This window comes from Desulfonatronovibrio magnus, assembly GCF_000934755.1.
GTDB lineage: Bacteria > Desulfobacterota > Desulfovibrionia > Desulfovibrionales > Desulfonatronovibrionaceae > Desulfonatronovibrio > Desulfonatronovibrio magnus.
On the sequence record NZ_KN882175.1, the window covers coordinates 727,688 to 745,950 of the forward strand.

The following is an 18,263-nucleotide window of genomic DNA, read 5'->3' on the forward strand; positions in this document are numbered from 1 at the left end:
AGCTGATTTTTTTGTATTGATAAGCATATATGCTGAATATTTTAATATTACCAACTATTAGCTATATTTACCACAAATAACTTAATGTAAATTCAACCATAAATAAAAGTTGTGCATTCCGTCTCTAAAGGGTTTAAAAACTACATAAAGATGTCTTCAAAAATTGACTGACCTTTATGTAAACTTATTGCATGGTAGTACACCATCACAAAGGGGATAATAAGCAAGCCTTGAAGTAGCCCAAAAAATGGCTTGGACAGAAGCTAACTGTTGTTGCCAGTCTAAACAAATCTATAGACCATTATTCCGTATGTATAATAATTTACATCTTTACTCTTATATTCATTTCGGATGTCTGTTTACGCGCTTTGAAAAGACAAATGAATTATAAAAAAAGAATTTTGAAAATGCAGATATGCTCATTATAGTTAAGATAGATAAAACATAATGAATCCCCAACCAGCCATATAGGAAAATAAACACTATATATTCTATTAATCTGAATAGTGCTGAGGAAGTAGCCATTAGAGTAAATTGCTTTAGGGCACAACTTTGAGTTCGAGTGTGAGAATAAACCCAGTATCTCATTAATGCAAAGTTAATGATAAATACAGAAATTAGAGCAACTGCATAAGCTCGCTCTGGGTCTAAACGACATATTTCATGAAGAAAGATTGTTAACCCCAGGCTTAGCGTGAAACCAACTAAAGAAACTGCAATATATTTTTTGAAATTTTGGTAAATTATATTTTTTTTATTAAATTTTGACCAAAACATTCAAGACCTCAAGGTTAAAATACAAAAAAACTAATACACCATGCCTGCAACCCAAATAAGGGAAGATTCTTATCCCAAACCAGGGACAGTCCACTTGCGGACCCAGCACAACTTAGCAAAGATGGAAAAAGAGGCCCATTCGGGGCGACTGATTTCTAAGGCTTTGTAAAAGATGGCCATACTTCCAGCAGGCCATTTTAAAACAGCCAGCATAATGCCAGCTCCATTCAACTACCGAACGACCACCAACATATATTGGTTTGACAATTTCTCTAAGCGCCTCAAGACAGCTTCATCACACCTTCTGTACAGCAAGATAGTAAGTGAGGCCAAAAGGAAATCTAACTCTTTTTGAAACACACATAGATTCAAATTTTAAAATATGAAAAAATAAACTGCTAAATATTACACTTTGAGGTACTTTTTGCTTCATGTAGATTTTATCTTTCATGAAGATATTTTTAACACCCTTGGCACATCTTGAAATTACAACGACAGGGAGCAAAACAGAATTAAAATAACCATCAATCAAAACATTTGTATTATGTGGAAGAAGAGAACGAAAAGATTTTGATGTATACCTTCTATGGTGATTGAGCGAAATATCATGGCAACTAAAAAGCCACTGATAGGCAGGAACAGTGGCAATAAATAAACCACCAGGCTTGAGAGATTCAAATACCCAACTCAGGCAATCTTTATCATTTTCCATATGCTCGACAACATCAAATGCGCATATGATATCATACAATTTGCTCAGCTTAGAATAAATAGGCTTATCAATTACTTTATGTATATAAGGTAGGTCCCGAAGAAGCTTGATCCCTTTAGGGTCAATTTCCAACACATCAACAGTTCCGAACTTGGACAGCACCTCTGTATTTTGTCCGGCACCTGCACCAATCTCGAGCATTTCGGACCTTTTACTTTCAAGCTTTAAACTAAGAAAAATATTATCAATAAGATTGATCCTTCCCTTATGTAACCAGCTTGAAGTCTCTTCTATATAAGCCAAATAAGCTTCATCTTGCATTTTTAACCTTAAATCTTGGTTTCTTTGTTTCCGATGGTTTCTTCAGAAATAAATTTCCTAGTTTCTATAGCACTTGATGTCTTTATAAAAAATTCAGCAATAATACCTAAGGAAATCATTTGAACAGAAAGGATGCAAAGCAAAATGCCCAAAAAGAATAATGGTCTCACTCCAATAGGCCCCAAACCAATAAACCACAAAACAGTTAAATACATCAGTATTCCTGTTCCGATGATACCAGAAACAATCCCTACACCACCAAATAGATGACCCGGTTTTCTCAACCAACGAGTAGTGGCAAGTACGGTAAAAAGATCAACAAGCCCTCTCAAATACCTGTTGATTCCATATTTGGAAATGCCATGCTTGCGAGGGTGATGCTTTACTTCAATTTCACTGACCCTGAAACCATAATCATGAGCCAAAACTGGAATATATCTGTGCAGTTCACCATATAGCTTGATAGCCTCGATGACTTCCTTACGATATGCCTTAAACCCACAATTAAAGTCGTGCAAAGGTATCCCAGTTGCGAAAGAAGTAACTTTGTTAAAGAGCAAGGAGGGAATTGTTTTAGAAAAAGGATCATTTCGTCGCCGCTTCCAACCTGAAACCATATCAAATCCTTGTTCAAGCTCAGCTAAGAATCTGGAAATTTCGCTTGGGTCATCCTGAAGATCTGCATCCATCGTAAACACAATTTCTCCTGAAGCACGAGAAAATCCAATTTCTAAAGCTGTAGCCTTTCCAAAATTTTTTCGAAGCTTTATTGCGAAGACTTTATCTTTATAAGTAGTTGAGAGATTTTTCATAATCTCCCAACTATTATCTTTGCTCCCATCATCTACAAATATAATTTCAGGCGCATACAATCCTTCCATATTTTGAACTTCATGTATAATTGACAGAGCTAATTCATTTAAGGTGTCTTGCTCATCTTTAACTGGAATTACAAAACTTATACACTTATTCTTACATGAATTCATGAAAAAAACTCCTTATAAGTTCAAATATATAAATTAATATTTACATCAGAAAATTTAAATGTCATAAATTACATCAACCTCATGTTACAGTATTTTAATGCAAGAAGCTTGGTAAAAATTTGATCAGTTGAAAATTAACATGACTCCTTGCTATTAATGACTTCTGATCACTGTCTCTTGCCTCCTTTGACTGTTAAATATGTTTTTGCAGTCAAATCATACGTTGACTTATAGTATACTTTTACTATAATTTATCTATTAAAATTAATTCAGTTAAAAATACATTATGCTTATCATCAGCTTTAATATATATAGACATTATATCACATAACTTATTTGTATTTACATAGATAATGAATCCAGAATAACGGGCATTACTGAAGCCAAACACCTTCTTTACATCGTCCCTCAGCAAGTTAACTGCTCCAATTCCTATCAAGTTATCGCTTGAATTATAAGCGTATAGCCTGTTGAGCTCTAGATTGATATTTTTTAAAGAAACAACCCAACCTTGAATGCGTTTCCAGTCATCATTCAAAGAGACCACTCTGTCTATATAATATTTATATTCTTTTATATCCTGTTCTACTGCATTGGTATTTAACATAATATTGTGATCAAGTTCAAATTTATCAAAAAAATTTTCATTAAAAGGAACGTGGCTTTTACTTTTTAATATATGCCTAATTGGTTCTGTGAATGAAGAAAAAATAAACTTATTCTCAATTTCTTCATCATATATATCGAGATGAAGAGCCATTTTAGCATATATACTATGCCTAGCCTGAGTTTCATATCTTATGGAAATGTCTAATCCATGCTTATAATATATACACAGGGTCATTGATATAATGACTATAAAAACAAATTTAGAAATATATAAATAAACTCTTGAGTTAATTTTTATAAAATTGAAAATGTAACAGTAGAAAAAAAGGAGCAAGCCTAACCAGAAAAATACAGAGAGATTCATGTATCGATTAGCCATACCGTATAATTCATTACCAAATCCACCTCTACTTATTGCTGCCAACAATGCATTTAAAAAAGAGTATAAGCAAACAGCCCAACCTATAGAAAGTGGCGTATAATCTTCGATCTTATGCTTTATAAAAGCATATTTAAAAAAAATTATTGTAGCAATACATAAAAATAAAAAACCTACTTTGCCTATGACTAAAACGTAATTATGATTATTAGTGAAAGGATTACCAATAAATGAAAATATAATATTTGAAATAACAAAGACATCAATAGAAAAACTTGGATGATGTGCTGGCTTAGTATAAGTAATAAAAATAATTGAAAAGACTACCACCGAAAAACATATGTATCCGCAGAAATACGAAATACTCTTTCTGTTGTTTAGAGCCACAGGCAGAAAGACAATTGCAATAGCAATAAGCCCCATAAGTCCTGTTGAATACGTTAGCACTGACATAAAAACAAAAAAAACACTTAAGAAGTAGTTGAATATATGATAGTCTTTAATAAATTTTATCAGGAAAAAAAGGGATGTCAGGAAAAAAAGGTTTGCCATGAACCAGTGATTTCCACTAAAAGCAAGAAACCAGTTATGACCTGCAGTAGGAGAGAAAAACACAAATGATAGCACGGGCAGGGCAATCACTAAATCTTGCTTACATAATTTCATTTCCTTTATTAACAAGAAAAATACTAATACAGTAAAACAGTTTAGTATAAGGTTAAGTGCATACATTCCATAGTTACTTCCACTAAAAAGAAGGAAATTCAGGTGATAAAATAGCTTAGGGACAACGATTATATGTTCGTTGGATCGATGCAGTAAGCCTGATAAAAAATTGATAAGATTATCAGACAGAAAAATACTTCCAATATAGTTGCCATGCCAATAATCATAAAATGGAAGATCACTCAACCACTTATACTGATAAACCATAAACAAAAATGGAGCAACTGACAAAGAAATCCAAGCAAAAATTTTAGCAATACGCATTATTATAACATTCCCCTCTCTAATTCCTATACAAACTCTTGAGACATGATCTTTAAACAAGAAAAAGAATTCGTGTTTTTATGTGTAAAAGATAACAGTCTGAATAAAATTATCGATAATGAAAATTATAAAAAATGGGGTATCCACTTCGCTAACCCCGGCTTGCTTGTCGGCAGGCAGATCGACAGGCAGAGCATACACTGGCAGAGTTACGGTCTGAATTAGTGACAAACGAATGCACCAGGTAGGCAGATCGCCACCCTTGCTTCTAGTGTCTTGATTTTATTGTTAAAAACTGTTTAGTATTTTGCCCACAAAAGGTGATTATGTCACAGGGTTAGCGAAGTGGATACCCCATTTATAAAGTATAGCTGTAAAATGTGATTCTATCTAATGATAAAATTAATTCCGAAGTGCATGCTTTTTGCCTTGCTGGCACCCAAAACTTTCAATGTAAGCAGCAGTTTAGACCTTTGCATGTGGCAGGGAGGCTGGCACTCACAGCCTTGTTTTATTAAGTCTTTTTATGCGTAACTTCTCCATAACACAGGGCAGTATTACTGGATACCGGCTTCCGCCGGTATGACATCACAATGCAACAACCTGTTTTCATTCGTCATTCTGGCGAAAGCCGGAATCCAGTTATTTTCTATACTAACACAAGCTTTGCCCGCAACCCAAGTAGCAAGAAAAGAATACGTAACCACAACTGGGACAGTCCCCGCAACTCACATTTCGATATGCCGAAATTGATGCTTGCGAGGGAAAAAGGTATGTACCGAGAATTAGATCCCAGCGGGGGACAGTCCCAATGCCCATCGTTGTTTATCTTGCATCAATCAACGGGTAAGTCACTGATATGGTTGGCACAAATATTGTTTCAGCTTTCAGACTGCATGGATTGACGGTGTGATGTCAATCCATGAGGTCTAAAAAAGCCACGACTAAATGGCAGCTAAAACTTTGATTTAAATTTCTCCACGCAATAACAAAGTGATTTGCTGATAGCTGGAAAAAGACCGTCAGCCCTTTTTTTCTCAACAAACCTCTGCACCAGGGAATCCAGGCGCTGATCTGTCCTCCCCATTCTGGAATCCATCAGCCTCAGTCTTACCATCTCTCCTCGCATTTTGCTCAACTCCTTTCTAACTGAATCAGCACCATAGTCTAATCGAGATTTAATTTCTTCCTGGCCTTTAAAAAGCTCATCCAGATGAAAAAAGTTAACCATGGAACTTTCCTGATACAAGTACTCTTTAAAACACATAATATTTCTCAAGGGATCACCAAAAAGTTCCAGAATTTTTTCATCTGTGACTTCTCTTTTTTCCTGGACAGCGACTCTTTTTTTCATGATGCTTTCAAATTCATTCAGCACATCATCCAGCACAACTAAATGCAGCAAACCTTCTATACCACTGGTAGCATCAATGCCAGATTTTTTTCGTTCCTCCCAAAAATAAAAATCTCTCTTCTCAACTTTCATAAAAAGTAAAGCTCTCTTAAGTGCAAGTGTGAAGGCAATGGGAAGAACTTTTTTCAGGTTACTGTCATCGTAGTTTTTAATAATTGTCACCAGAGCGTTTTTATGCATCAGGTATCTTTTTTTTGAATCATTGCGCGAATCTAATGTGGCATGTCCCTTGTGGTAGACCTGAGATTTTCCAGCCATTACAACCTTATAGCCCATAAGCCAAAGTCTCCAGCCAAGGTCTACATCCTCAAAAATTGCAAAATAGTCATCATCAAAACACCCGGCTTCAAGGAATACATCTCTGAAGATAAACATGGCTCCGCCACAGGGAAAAAGAATATGTTCTCCATCCTTGATTTTGTCATTGTTATACTGATCAGCATAGCCAAGGTATTGTAATGACCCACCATTAAAGTCCAGGCTTTTTCCATTCCAGGCATAAATTTTTGAAGAGGCACACACCTCACCCTGCTCCGGGTTTAAATAAGAGAGTCCCTCTTTTATCCATCCAGGATCGACGCGCATGTCATTGTTAAGAAAAGCCAGCACTTCTCCTTCAGCCTTCTGAGCTACAATTCGGTGTGGAGCGGCAAACCCGCTGTTCTTATCATTCTGAATTATTTTAACGCATGGATAGAAAATTTTTGCAGATTTGACAGAGTCATCAGTTGAGCCATTATCAAAAAAAAACACTTCAAGATCATTTTGCGGATAATCCAAATCGCTGATTGACTTGAAAAGTTTTTGCAGGTGGTTTGACCCGTTAAAGTTTACAATAATTAAACTGACCTTCATAATTAATCCTCGTTCCAGATCACAGCCCCTGCACAATAGTGAGTATGCAGAATAAACTTATAGAGTATGCCGGGCAGTTTTACTTTCTTCTGGTCGAGAAAATCTACTACATAAGATAAGAGCATTGCAGGCAGGCGTAAGGTCGAGCATTTCTCAAGATATTGTTCATTACCCAGAAAAGATTTTAGTTGAGGATGCTTCTTAAGAAAAGTTCTGGATGTTCTACCAAGATCAAGCTGCCTCCTGCAGGAGTCCCTGACTGTTACAGGATGGTCATGACAGGCGGTTGCTCCTGGCTCAAAGCAAAGCCTCATGCCATTTTCCTGCAACCTGAAGCCCAGCTCGATATCCTCCCAGCCAAATTTTCCGAAGTCTTCACAAAAAACTTTTTCCTGTTGTTCGAGAAAGTCTCTGCTTAGAGATATATTGGATGTATAGAAAAAATTGAATGGCAGGTTGCCACCGTCCTCCATAATGGAAAAGCCAAACTGGTAACCGTATTCATGAACAAAATGCATAAAAGGAGTTACTCTGACATGTTCCGGCCACATGGTATGGCCGATCACAACGAGCTTACCGTGGCAATTTTCCTGATTATGCCTTTTGAGATGCTTTTCTAAAAAATTTGAAGCAGGAATTATATCGTCACCAATAAAGGCCACAAGGGGCATCACTGCTTTTCTCAGCCCATTGTTCCTTGCTGCTCCCTGCTTCATATTTTTCTGACGAAGGTACTTCAGGTTAATCTGGGTTTTTTCAGCAAACCTTCCAACTTCCTGGGCAGTAGAATCGGTTGAGCCATCATCAACCACTATCACCTCAAACTTTTCTCTTGAAAGGGTCTGACCCTCAAGAGCCTCCAGAACTCTGACCAGCTTGCTTATCCTGTTGTATGTCGGGATTATCAGTGATATTCCATCAAAAGGACGATGATCAGTTGACAATGGACAAATTGATGCCCTTGCCACTCCTATCCCCATCACTCTATGATCATTGTTCCTGAAGACCTTGTGAGGAACCCATGTATCCCTGCAGACGATTTTGAGCTCAATTGCCCCGGGACCTCCCGCATATTCAAGCTCAATATATTGAATATCATCCGATTCGATTATCTCAGATCCGGCATCCACCCCATTGATAGTAAAATCAAACTGCCTTTTCCTGCCAAGAGTACCTGCAAGAGCAGCAACCTGTAAAACAATTCCTGACCTTGCTGATTCTGAATGCAGAAAAAGAACTGCCTCACTTTTTGTCCACCTGCAGCTAGCGTTCAGGAATTCCATTCGTTCCCTTCCATGCCAGCCATATCCAAGACAGGCAGGGCTTTGTGCGCCAATCTCAATAGAAGGGTTCTTCTGAGTCTGAGAGTTCTGAAATGTGTCCAAGGTCTGTAATGTATAGTCTGGAAAAAAAGCAGGAATGCTCAGGTAAGGCCAGATCAGGGATTTAAGTTGCTCATCTGTTTTTTTTCTTTGTTTCTGAATTCGAGACCTTTCCAGAAATGTTGTTGGTAAATGCCTCAAGTTCCAAAGCAGGCACTTTTCAAAATCAATGGAACCATCGCGAAACCTGGATCTTGCTCCAAGTGAGATTAATAGTGGCAAAGACCTGAAAAGCTCAGACAGACCATAGTTCTTCATAAGGCTTCTCATGGCATGTCTATATCCGAGATTATTCCTGAAAGACATGCCCTTTTCTTCTAATGATGAGCCCCCAAAGGCATGGTATACCTTAGACTGGGGCAAACATTCAACTTTATATCCCTTAATGTTTAATCTCCATCCAAGATCAACATCTTCGTGGTACATAAACATCTTCCTATCAAATCCACCCGCATCACAATAAGCGCTCTTTCTCATAAGGCAGGCTGCTCCTGATGGAAAGAGAACTCTTCTCACAGACTCTGAAGGACAGTCCTGTTCAGGCTCAAAAATGCCTATATCATACGCTATCCCGATATAGTTCATCCCTCCGCCAGCATGGTTTACGACATTGGGATGCTCTTGAAAAAAGAGCCTGGAGGAAACCGCGGCCAGGCTGTCATCCAGCCGCATCCTCATGACCAGAGGCTTAAGCCACCCCGGATCAACCTCTGTATCATTGTTTAGAAGCACAAAGTACTCACCCTCGTACATTCTGATGGCTTTATCATAAGCCATTCCATATCCCAGATTGGCCTTGTTTTCCATGACTTCAACATGAGGATAGCTGGATCTGATGAGACCGACACTTTCATCATCTGACGCATTATCAATGACCTGAATTGAAAAATCAGGATAATCCGTCTTTCCAAGGGATGCCAAGCACCTGTCAAGGTGATTCACTCCATTATAGTTCAGAATCATTACCTTTACATAGGGGAAAAAAGAATTGTGACTATTATTCATATTACTTAAATAAAAGCGCTTTGAAGATACGCAATGGTTTAGTGATTTTCCAGGAGATGCTGGACTGCAAGGCTTTGTTGCAGTCTTCAAGAATTGCGATGTTGTTGTCCCTCTTTTCTACTTGAGATCTAAGACCATCTGCTTCAGATCTAAGACGCTCCATTTCAACAAGGAGATCCCCGACATATGCTTTAGCTTTTAAGTATTCCGATTCAAGTACTTCCTTGCTGCTAACCCCTTCACCAAGATCATTGCTAAGCAAGTTCAACTTTTCACGAAGCTTAAAAATTAGTTTTTCCTTTTCCAGGACAACCTTGTCAATGCTGCTCTGGTTAAATGCCAGTATGTCTCCAGCTTCAATCAGGTCCAGATATTTGCTCAGAATCAATTTACGATACATGAGGTGTTTTTCATCACCACCCTTGCCTGTAATCGTGGCATTATCAAAAACCCTGTATTCAGAAACAAGTCTGTCTACAAAGATAGACCTGAATTTGCCGGCAACTCGAATCATTAAGTCCCAGTCTTCGAATATTTCAAGCTCCTTATCAAGGGGCCCCACCTGTTCCAGCATGCTCCGATGAAAACACGCGGTATTAAAGGGGATGCAGTTCTCAAGTACTAAACGTCCCAGCTTTACAGGCCGCCCTATAATCACATAATCTTCATCAACTGCACTTTTTTCAGCATTATAGCGGACACACTTTCCTTTCGCGTGTGAAAAACAATTTTGACTGGCATTATCTACCAGGGTCTTCACACACTCTGGATAAAACAAGTCATCATCATCGAGAAACAATATAAACTCTCCTGATGCCTCTTTTATCCCAGTGTTGGCAGCCTCGGACCTGCCCTGTGATATCTTATGGTCTTTGTATTTTATGATAATATCTGAAAAAAGTGATTTCAATTTTCCAACAGGTACTGGAACGCCCCCATCATTTACAATAATAGCCTCTATGGGACGATAGGTTTGAAAGGCAATGCTCTCCAATGCTTCTTCAAGCAGGTCAAGGCGATTTTTTGTTCTCACAACCACGGATACAAGAAAATTATTTATTTTTCGTCCCTTCATATAGAAATGATTAAGCCTTTTAAGCTGTCCATAGGCTGCCTGATATTTTCCTCTTGAATCTCCTTCCCAGAATCCCTCAGCAAACCCGATATTTGCTGGCAGTGTATAAGATCTTGCTTTATTTAAAGACATTGCAATGTTCAGATAATCGTTCTGAGCTAACTGACTTTCAAAACACTGAATGGCCTGCTTTTTTTGTTCAATAACCCCTGTTATGTCAACTAATCGGTTAGCTTCATTTTGTCGACTGATCTCATAAAGCCATACTTTACCATGGAAAGTTGAATCCTCAAGAAATTTCAAAACCTGAAAAGTACAGGCACGGTGATCCGGATGAAACTCTTGAATGCCAGGCAAAAATATTGTCTGAGGCGACAATCTGGTAATAATGGACTCCAGATGTTTGCCTGGTATTGCAGAAAATTGAAGTTGTCTGTCAGGCAAATCCCAGAAATGATACTTGCTGACACCTATTACATCTCCGGCATCAAGAGCTTCACTCCTCCTTTCCCGCGATTGGCCCGCTTCTTGACCGTCAGTCACTACAACAACTTCAATAGCAATGCTCTGCTTGACTCCCAGAGCAATGGTACCGCCCATGCCTATAACTTCATCGTCAGGGTGAGGGGCAAATACCAGCCAGGGGCCGGAAGGCAAGTGAGATGAACGGTATGGAATCAAATCAGTTTCCTGGGTCATGCCTGTTCTGCAACCATATTATGCTGAATACTGCTGTTTTTTTTGAGTTTGAAAACATATATATCCTGAGAAAGGGCTACATGAAAAACTCTTCGCCTGTCAGGCAGGTTGCCTTGCGGAAAAAAACCCAGTAGTTCAAATTTTTCAAAAAGTTGAACAGCAAAGGAAAGACTGTGAAAAGTTCCAAAGCTGTTTGAACCTTCTAAACCTTCATTATTGGTTGTCGTGAACCCCTGATCACGGAATAGTTGAAGCTTTTCAGGATGATGGAAAAAGGCATTTCTAACATAAAATTCCCCATGAAGCGAAACAAGCAATATGCCGTCAGGTCTCAATATTCTTTCAAACTCTTTAATCCATCTTTTTTGGTTATCCAGGGTCAGGTGAGTAAATACTGAGATGAGATAAATTAAATCAAAATTACTTGAAGGGCAATCCAAGGGAGGAGTAAGGTCATTCTCGAAAACAGAAATCCTTTCAGGAAGATTATTTTTAATCCACTTTACCAGGTGTGAATTATAATCACAGCCATAAAGGTTAATCTCAGGGTGACAAGCATACCATCCTTTGAGTATCCGACCAGAGCCGCAGCCAAAGTCCAGCAAATTATTCGCCTTTTCAATGCCGACCCCGGAAAATGACAGATAGTCTTTTATAGCCAGTACTGAAGGCAAAATGCTGTTGAAATATTCTTCTACATTGTCATGTCCCTGGGTCAGCTTGACCGTTGGACCATCCGGCATTTTCAGTTTATCTAAATTATTTGAACATATGCTCATTTCATAAGACATACGTTTGATGAATTGAACGTCATACTCAAAAAACAATTCTTTGGTATTATCATGATACTTGATATAAAAAATAATCTTTTTATAGCTTTCTTTGCATTCTACAGAAATTTCAAATCCACAATTCTCTACTGCAGGCAGCGATGGTACATGTGTTGCTACGTCATACCTCGCCAGATTGACCTCGCATGATCCAAGGGGTTTCGCATCAGCATAAACATAAATTTGATTAACTTTTTTATCTCCGAAGTAAAAAACCCACCCTTTAAACAAATTGCTCCCATTCAAAACAAACTTGTGAAATTTGGGAGACTCCAGGGAATATATAACCGGATCAAAAGACGAGTCATTTTTTAATTTCTCAGAGCTGTGTTCACAGCCATTTTTTTTTTGCAGACATCTGAACAAGTAGTGCCTGATAGAACTCCAAATAGTACTTTTCATTGTCATTTAGCATCATCTGTATCAAGAAGTATTAATACAGATCACTGTCTCCCATTGCATAGTAAAAGTTGTTTCTTAAAAAAAGCTCAGAATCTGTCTCAGAGAAAAGAGGGCCTGTCAGATGCAGACAGTCTGGCTCCTGCTTTGTGATAAATCCTATTTCTCTTAAAGCAGAATCCCACCAGTTCGGACGCCCGGGAAACCAGCAGCAGATCTTACTGCATCCTCCGGCCAAGCTGTGATTTTTTAAATAATCCAGCATGCTGTAAAGATGCTTAATGTACATTGGATCAAAAAGGCTGTCCACCCATTCAATCCGGTCTGAATTTCTAAAAAAAACAGACCAGCCTACAAGCTCTGAACAGTGCCTTATGCCAATTAAAAGATATTTCTTATCTGGTCTTTCAAGATATCTCCATCGAATGTATTCAGCATTTCGGGTAGTCAGGGCATTATAGTGAGGTCCAACCCTGTAAAAAAAATCTGTCCAGCTTTCATCAACTTCGTGCACTTCTTCAATTGAAAAACGTGTAAAGCTGCGCTTTAATTTTCTTAAAATGTTCTGGCGATACGCCATAAAATCCATAATTCTATAGGCAACAGGCTCAACATCCATATAATTAAAAAGCAGCTTTCCTATTCTAAGGCTGTGACCTGTTCCGAACCCATAGCCAAAAAAAACATCCGCGGCATGGGTCTTACGAAAATGATAAAATGCTCTGGCCAGGGGTGTTTTCTTCCTGAAACCTGCACCCCTGAATTCAGGCCTGCTCATCTTATCCCCGAGATGAAAAGTTCGAAATTCTGCAGGAAAATCTTCACCTGCAAAGTTGGTAATATCTACAGGATATCCCCCGTAGTGCGCAGCAATACGTCCGCCTTCCGCCACAGCCATACTGATGGCGCCTCCTCCCCCCGGGTGATCTCTGTACTTCCAGTACCAGTGATTAATGCTGCGATTCTGATTAAAGACCTCGTTGAACATTTCAAGAATTTTATGTTCGTCTCCATTCTGGTAGTTTCGAACTTTAAAGCATTGCATAGCAATATAATCACTCTTTTATCCACATGAAAATGTTTTCTGGAAGTCGCAGACTTCCAAGCTCCCCATACCTGAAATAATATGTTCCTGGAGCAAGTTTTCCCAGGTCATTATCTTGAAAAACGGATGATCCGTCCCAAAAACAGCCAATAGATGGTATAAAATCTCTATTAGGGCTCCACTCCAGCAACAATTTCTGATGCGCACTTTCTGGAGCTGGAATTTTTAATGGAGAGCTTACAGAGATTAATTTTTCAGGTCTGATTCCAATATTTAACCTGGATGCAGCTCTTACAAACTTCCTCTGCAAAAATATTTTAAAGCAGTCATGCTTATCAATAAACTGTTTATGAGACTGGAGCATGTAACTGCTTTTTCTTTTTCGCCCTCCCGGATCACACTGATCATAATGGTGAATAGCCTTTGATCGAGGGTTTAATAAAAGTTTATAGCCAGACATACGTAAACGCAAAAACAGGTCAGTATCTTCAAAGTACATGAAAAAGGCTGGATCGAAAAGTCCGCCTGCCTTTAACACTGCATCCCTTTTTAATAACACATGCCCACCGCATATGTTTTTAACCTGCAATGTTTTGGAGGCAGTCCAGACTTTTATGCTGTACCTTCTCCAAAGCTTAGCCAGCAACGAATAAAAATTGGTACCTGAACCAAAATGCAGCATTTCCGGCTGAATAAAAAACAACAGCGGATCGTGAGCTGGAGGTATAAAAAAAATCATCCGTTCATCCCAGAACGCTTGAGGGGTGACTGCTCCTGCACTTTCATTGCACATCAATGTCTCTTCCAATAGTATTAGAGAATCACCAACCAACAGGGCATCCGGGTTCAACAACAAAAAGAAGTCACTGTCTGTGTTTTCAAAAACATAATTGCATGCCCTGCCAAAACCAGAGTTTTCATCATTTAATATAAGAGAAGCCTTCTCAGGCAGATGTGCTGTCAAGTATTCTCTTTCATTCTTATCACAGCTATTGTCCACCACAATCACTTTTAATGAGCCAGAAGATTGTGAGCTGAGAACAGACCTTGCTGCTTCCACTGTAAACTTTGCAGAAAAGTAGTTTACGATAACTGCGGCAGTGATAACTTTTTTTTCCATATTAGTGAATGTCAAAACAAACGTTTTACACTTATAGATAATCTCAAAGGCGAGCATTACGCGTTTCTGAAAAATCGATAGGAGACAGTCCCGAAGCCGGGAAAGTCCCCGTGCCAAGCCGCTAAAAAAAAGATTTAACTCCAAAACAGCTATAACAAACAACACATTTGCATCTGTTCACCACATTATCCTACTTTCAGATAAAGCCTGCATCCTGATTGCTCTCGCCATTGCTGCTTGTTTGACCAGCCCTGAGCCCGTTAGTCAAAAACATGGACAGAGAAGATCTTTGGGCTGTACGAAACAATTAATGATTTTGACTTACGGGATCATACTGGGAATTTGCAGCAATAATAAAACAAATCAGGATGCAGGTTAACCTCGCAGCATGGTGAATAGTAACCTCCATCTTTATGTTTTTTGGAAACACTTAATACTCCCATCTCAAAGTCAAACAGACCAATATCGATTGATTATTGCTATCAACCCTGCAATATGGACCAGGGTTGTCCCGGTGCAAAGCAGAAAGGACATCGTGTTTCGGCCGGGCGGCTCTACTGGAGTAAACCTGCTCGCAAGCAACAACACGCCGCCTAAGGCAGAGAGTACTGGTAGATGGAAATATCTGCCCTGAGCAGAAATCGCCTGGGCTCCCACGGGCATCCAGGTAAGGTATAAAGCTAAAAGTATTGCTGAAGTTGTTAGAACGGCTGAAATCAAACAGCTGATCCCAACAAAATGAGATTTTTCTGCAAAATCATTAGCAGGACCAAGAGAAACAAACAGCACAGGGAAAAGCATTATAGCCCAGAAAAAAACAACCCAACGTGGCAGCGGCAGGTCCTGCCATCCTAAAACCCCAACCATCTGATGAAAAAGGTTCCATCCGTCGCTCACAAATGTATTATTAATTGCCTGAATGAAAGCACTCGGATTGCTTAGCACATACTTAAACTGGTCAGCAGGTGAAATATCTGGCGATCTGTACAGTTGAATATATTTCATTGTATGTTCTAAAATTCCATGCTGGACCACAGCCTCTTTCCACAAAAGCCCTGTAGCTATAGCGAGAGAAGCTGCAGTAAATATAGATAACATTCTGAGCAGACGATCTTGCTTTTGAACTAAAGCACTCACAAGTGCGATTAAAAGCAGAAAAGCGTAAGGTGGTTTGCTCGCCAGCAGAAAAAAAACCGAAAAAAAAGCAAGAGGTATATAATGTCTGAGACTCAAGTTGGACCAGCCCAGGCAAAGCAGCAGCAGCCCGGAACTGTATACGATAATATCAGTACTGAATATTGCTCCCTGGGAAACAGCCATAGGGGTAGCCATAACCCAAAAAATAATCAGAGACATATTTGGTACAACCCTGATGGCTGAAGTAAATACAAGACAGTAAAAAAAAACATTTATAATTCTTGTGAGGTATAGACCCAGCAATATACCCGAAGATTCTCCAACAAAAAGTTCAGTTAATTTCAATAAAACAGCATGAGGAAGATATGGTATAAATGAATACTGCGAAGTATTATAAGCAATATTTGGAATTCTATCCCCGGACTCTCGCAAAAGATCATTTATTTCCGAGAACATTACATGTTGATCTATATCATAATATAGTCCAAGAAAATCCATTATGATTTCAACAAGTTCTCGAGGATGATCCTTAAGAACAAACTGACCCTCTGCTATCCCGTAAGCCCGGGCAAAGTGTGCAGGCTCATCTGGAGCTTGAAAGGGAGGTATTGTAACAGCATAGGCCAGTCCAAACAGCAGAACCAGAAAAATAGAAATTTTAATATATTTATTTGGCACTTCTTAAAGTAACATTTATTTTAATTATGATAAGGACGCCATGAAACTGAGGGATTAAAAAAAATCATTAACGAACATATAATTTTACGTATGCCTGTACTTTTAACTATGTGCGGGAGCATTACGCGTTTCTGACAACTGAAAAAATTGATGTGTTTGTCACAGGCTTTTTTGGGGTTAAAAGCGGTTTATCATGGCTTGGCACGGGGACTGTCCCTGGCTTCGGGACTGTCCCCTATCAGGTTGTCAGAAACGCGTAATGCTCCCCTATGTGCAATACCGCCCCTTCATAGTCAGCACATTGATATAGTTATCAGGATTATAGTTATATAGATCAAAACTTTTTAACTTTTGTCCACTTAAACTGCTCATTTTGAGATTGTTTTCTTCCAAAAAAGCAAACAATTCCTTAATGCTGGCCCCTGACCTTCTTAACCCGTATGGCCACAACTCCATCAAAATAACGATATTATCCATTAATTTTAATGACTCACTAAAACCTTGCAAGGCCATAAGCTCAGCACCTTGAATGTCCATCTTGACCAGATCGACCTCAAGCTTCATTTTTTGACAATACTGATCCAGCGTTATTGTGGATATTGTACTTTTTGAATTTGCAAGACTATCTTTTTTTTCAAGCCAATTGTCTACGTTACCTGCAGCAGAAAAGTTCAGAAAAGCCTCACCTGCAGAATCCATAATTCCAGTTTGGTTTAAAACTACCTGGGGATACATACTGGTAGACTGCACTAATCTTTTAAATGTATCCCTGCACGGTTCGAATGAGTGCACTCTGCCATTTATGCCTACAAGACGGGCCAAATAAACAGAATAAAAACCAATATTTGCTCCGACATCTAAAACTACCATACCTTTTTTGACATAAGACTTTAAAAAAGATAAAATTTCTTTATCTGTCATCTTTTTGTAAAAAAAATAGACTTTCTTGTATAATGGGTAATTTATACTATACAATCGAGAGCCAAGCCCTGCAAGGTAAGTAGTAGGATTAAAATCCAATTTCATAGTGATCTATCTTTTTTGAAGAACAATGCATGCAAATAATGATAACTTTTGAACTAAAAACTTTTCTACTTTCTTTTCCAGAGCATAAAATACTGAACTGGTCCAGAAAGGAAAGAAACACCTGAAACTTAACCCTCCGGAAAGTAGGTATCTGAAATTTAATTCAGGAATTATTTTATGAATTGCCAACTCTGGGAAAAAACTTTCAAATTTTTTCCGATCTCTTTGAAAAACTATCCAGGGTAAAGCCTGATTAGCACCCGATAAGGGGCCCCCTTTTGAAATCTCCCAGGTTTTTGATCCTGGGTCGAAAGGCTCATGATGAATAGAAGAATAAATTACCCTGCTAAAGGGACTGACCCAGGGCTCAACCATGATAATCTGACCATGTTGCCTAAGACATTTTACAGCCTGCTTTAAAAAAACAAAAACATCTGGTATATGATGGAAAACATTTACCATAGTGATGCTATCAATAGAGTTGCATTTAAATGGCAGCTTACAAGCGTCACAGCTCAGACTGCTGTTTTTGACAGGCATTATATCGCTGAGTATTATATCTGGAAAAAACTCTTCAAAAAAACCACAGCCGGAACCAAGCTCAAGTACGATTCCGTTTTTATTTATCATCTGTGACAGTATGATTTCATACCACCTTGTGTACACAGCTTTTAAATATGGTTTGCTGAAAAGTATTTCCTTACAATATTCATGATACAAGGGATCATCTACTTCTATTTCCTGCAATCTTGGATCTTTCAAAAACGATAATATTTTTGTTTTCATGTAAAGACTTATGCCATCTTTTACTACAAGTGCCTGAT

General features: G+C 38.5%; 13 protein-coding genes. All 13 read right to left on the reverse strand.

The features are described from left to right. Window positions 1-342: 342 nt before the first annotated feature. Window positions 343-777, reverse strand: coding sequence for a GtrA family protein (locus LZ23_RS25580; protein WP_045215331.1), 435 nt, complete (start codon window positions 775-777; stop codon window positions 343-345). Between the two features lie 295 nt (window positions 778-1,072). Beyond that, window positions 1,073-1,810: a class I SAM-dependent methyltransferase gene (locus tag LZ23_RS15105; RefSeq protein WP_052507420.1), complete on the reverse strand. Its 738-nt coding sequence runs from the start codon at window positions 1,808-1,810 to the stop codon at window positions 1,073-1,075. 8 nt (window positions 1,811-1,818) lie between these two features. Continuing rightward, window positions 1,819-2,796 carry a glycosyltransferase family 2 protein gene (locus LZ23_RS15110; RefSeq protein WP_045215333.1) on the reverse strand — a complete coding sequence of 326 codons (978 nt, stop codon included), beginning with the start codon at window positions 2,794-2,796 and terminating at the stop codon, window positions 1,819-1,821. Between the two features lie 244 nt (window positions 2,797-3,040). Beyond that, window positions 3,041-4,774: a hypothetical protein gene (locus tag LZ23_RS15115; RefSeq protein ID WP_045215334.1), complete on the reverse strand. Its 1,734-nt coding sequence runs from the start codon at window positions 4,772-4,774 to the stop codon at window positions 3,041-3,043. 955 nt (window positions 4,775-5,729) lie between these two features. After that, window positions 5,730-7,043 (reverse strand): glycosyltransferase family 2 protein, encoded by a 1,314-nt coding sequence (locus tag LZ23_RS15125; protein ID WP_045215336.1) that lies wholly within the window; start codon window positions 7,041-7,043, stop codon window positions 5,730-5,732. A 2-nt stretch (window positions 7,044-7,045) separates the two neighbouring features. Next, complete coding sequence (locus tag LZ23_RS15130; protein ID WP_084591085.1) at window positions 7,046-9,430, reverse strand: glycosyltransferase family 2 protein; 2,385 nt, start codon at window positions 9,428-9,430, stop codon at window positions 7,046-7,048. Between the two features lies 1 nt (window position 9,431). Beyond that, window positions 9,432-11,204, reverse strand: coding sequence for a glycosyltransferase (locus tag LZ23_RS15135; RefSeq protein ID WP_045215340.1), 1,773 nt, complete (start codon window positions 11,202-11,204; stop codon window positions 9,432-9,434). Further along, complete coding sequence (locus tag LZ23_RS22810) at window positions 11,201-12,436, reverse strand: class I SAM-dependent methyltransferase (RefSeq protein ID WP_198146005.1); 1,236 nt, start codon at window positions 12,434-12,436, stop codon at window positions 11,201-11,203. The genes LZ23_RS15135 and LZ23_RS22810 overlap by 4 nt, the downstream gene beginning before the upstream one ends. 31 nt (window positions 12,437-12,467) lie before the next feature. Continuing rightward, a complete protein-coding gene (locus tag LZ23_RS15145) occupies window positions 12,468-13,478 on the reverse strand; it encodes a GNAT family protein (protein WP_045215341.1) in 1,011 nt (336 codons plus the stop codon). A gap of 10 nt (window positions 13,479-13,488) precedes the next feature. After that, window positions 13,489-14,598, reverse strand: a complete 1,110-nt coding sequence (locus tag LZ23_RS15150) for a glycosyltransferase (RefSeq protein WP_198146006.1) — start codon at window positions 14,596-14,598, stop codon at window positions 13,489-13,491. A 450-nt stretch (window positions 14,599-15,048) separates the two neighbouring features. After that, a complete protein-coding gene (locus LZ23_RS15155) occupies window positions 15,049-16,413 on the reverse strand; it encodes a DUF2142 domain-containing protein (RefSeq protein WP_045215344.1) in 1,365 nt (454 codons plus the stop codon). 267 nt (window positions 16,414-16,680) lie between these two features. Beyond that, complete coding sequence (locus tag LZ23_RS15160) at window positions 16,681-17,439, reverse strand: FkbM family methyltransferase (protein ID WP_045215346.1); 759 nt, start codon at window positions 17,437-17,439, stop codon at window positions 16,681-16,683. Window positions 17,440-17,445: 6 nt separating this feature from the next. Beyond that, window positions 17,446-18,225: a methyltransferase domain-containing protein gene (locus LZ23_RS15165; RefSeq protein ID WP_045215347.1), complete on the reverse strand. Its 780-nt coding sequence runs from the start codon at window positions 18,223-18,225 to the stop codon at window positions 17,446-17,448. Window positions 18,226-18,263: the final 38 nt, after the last annotated feature.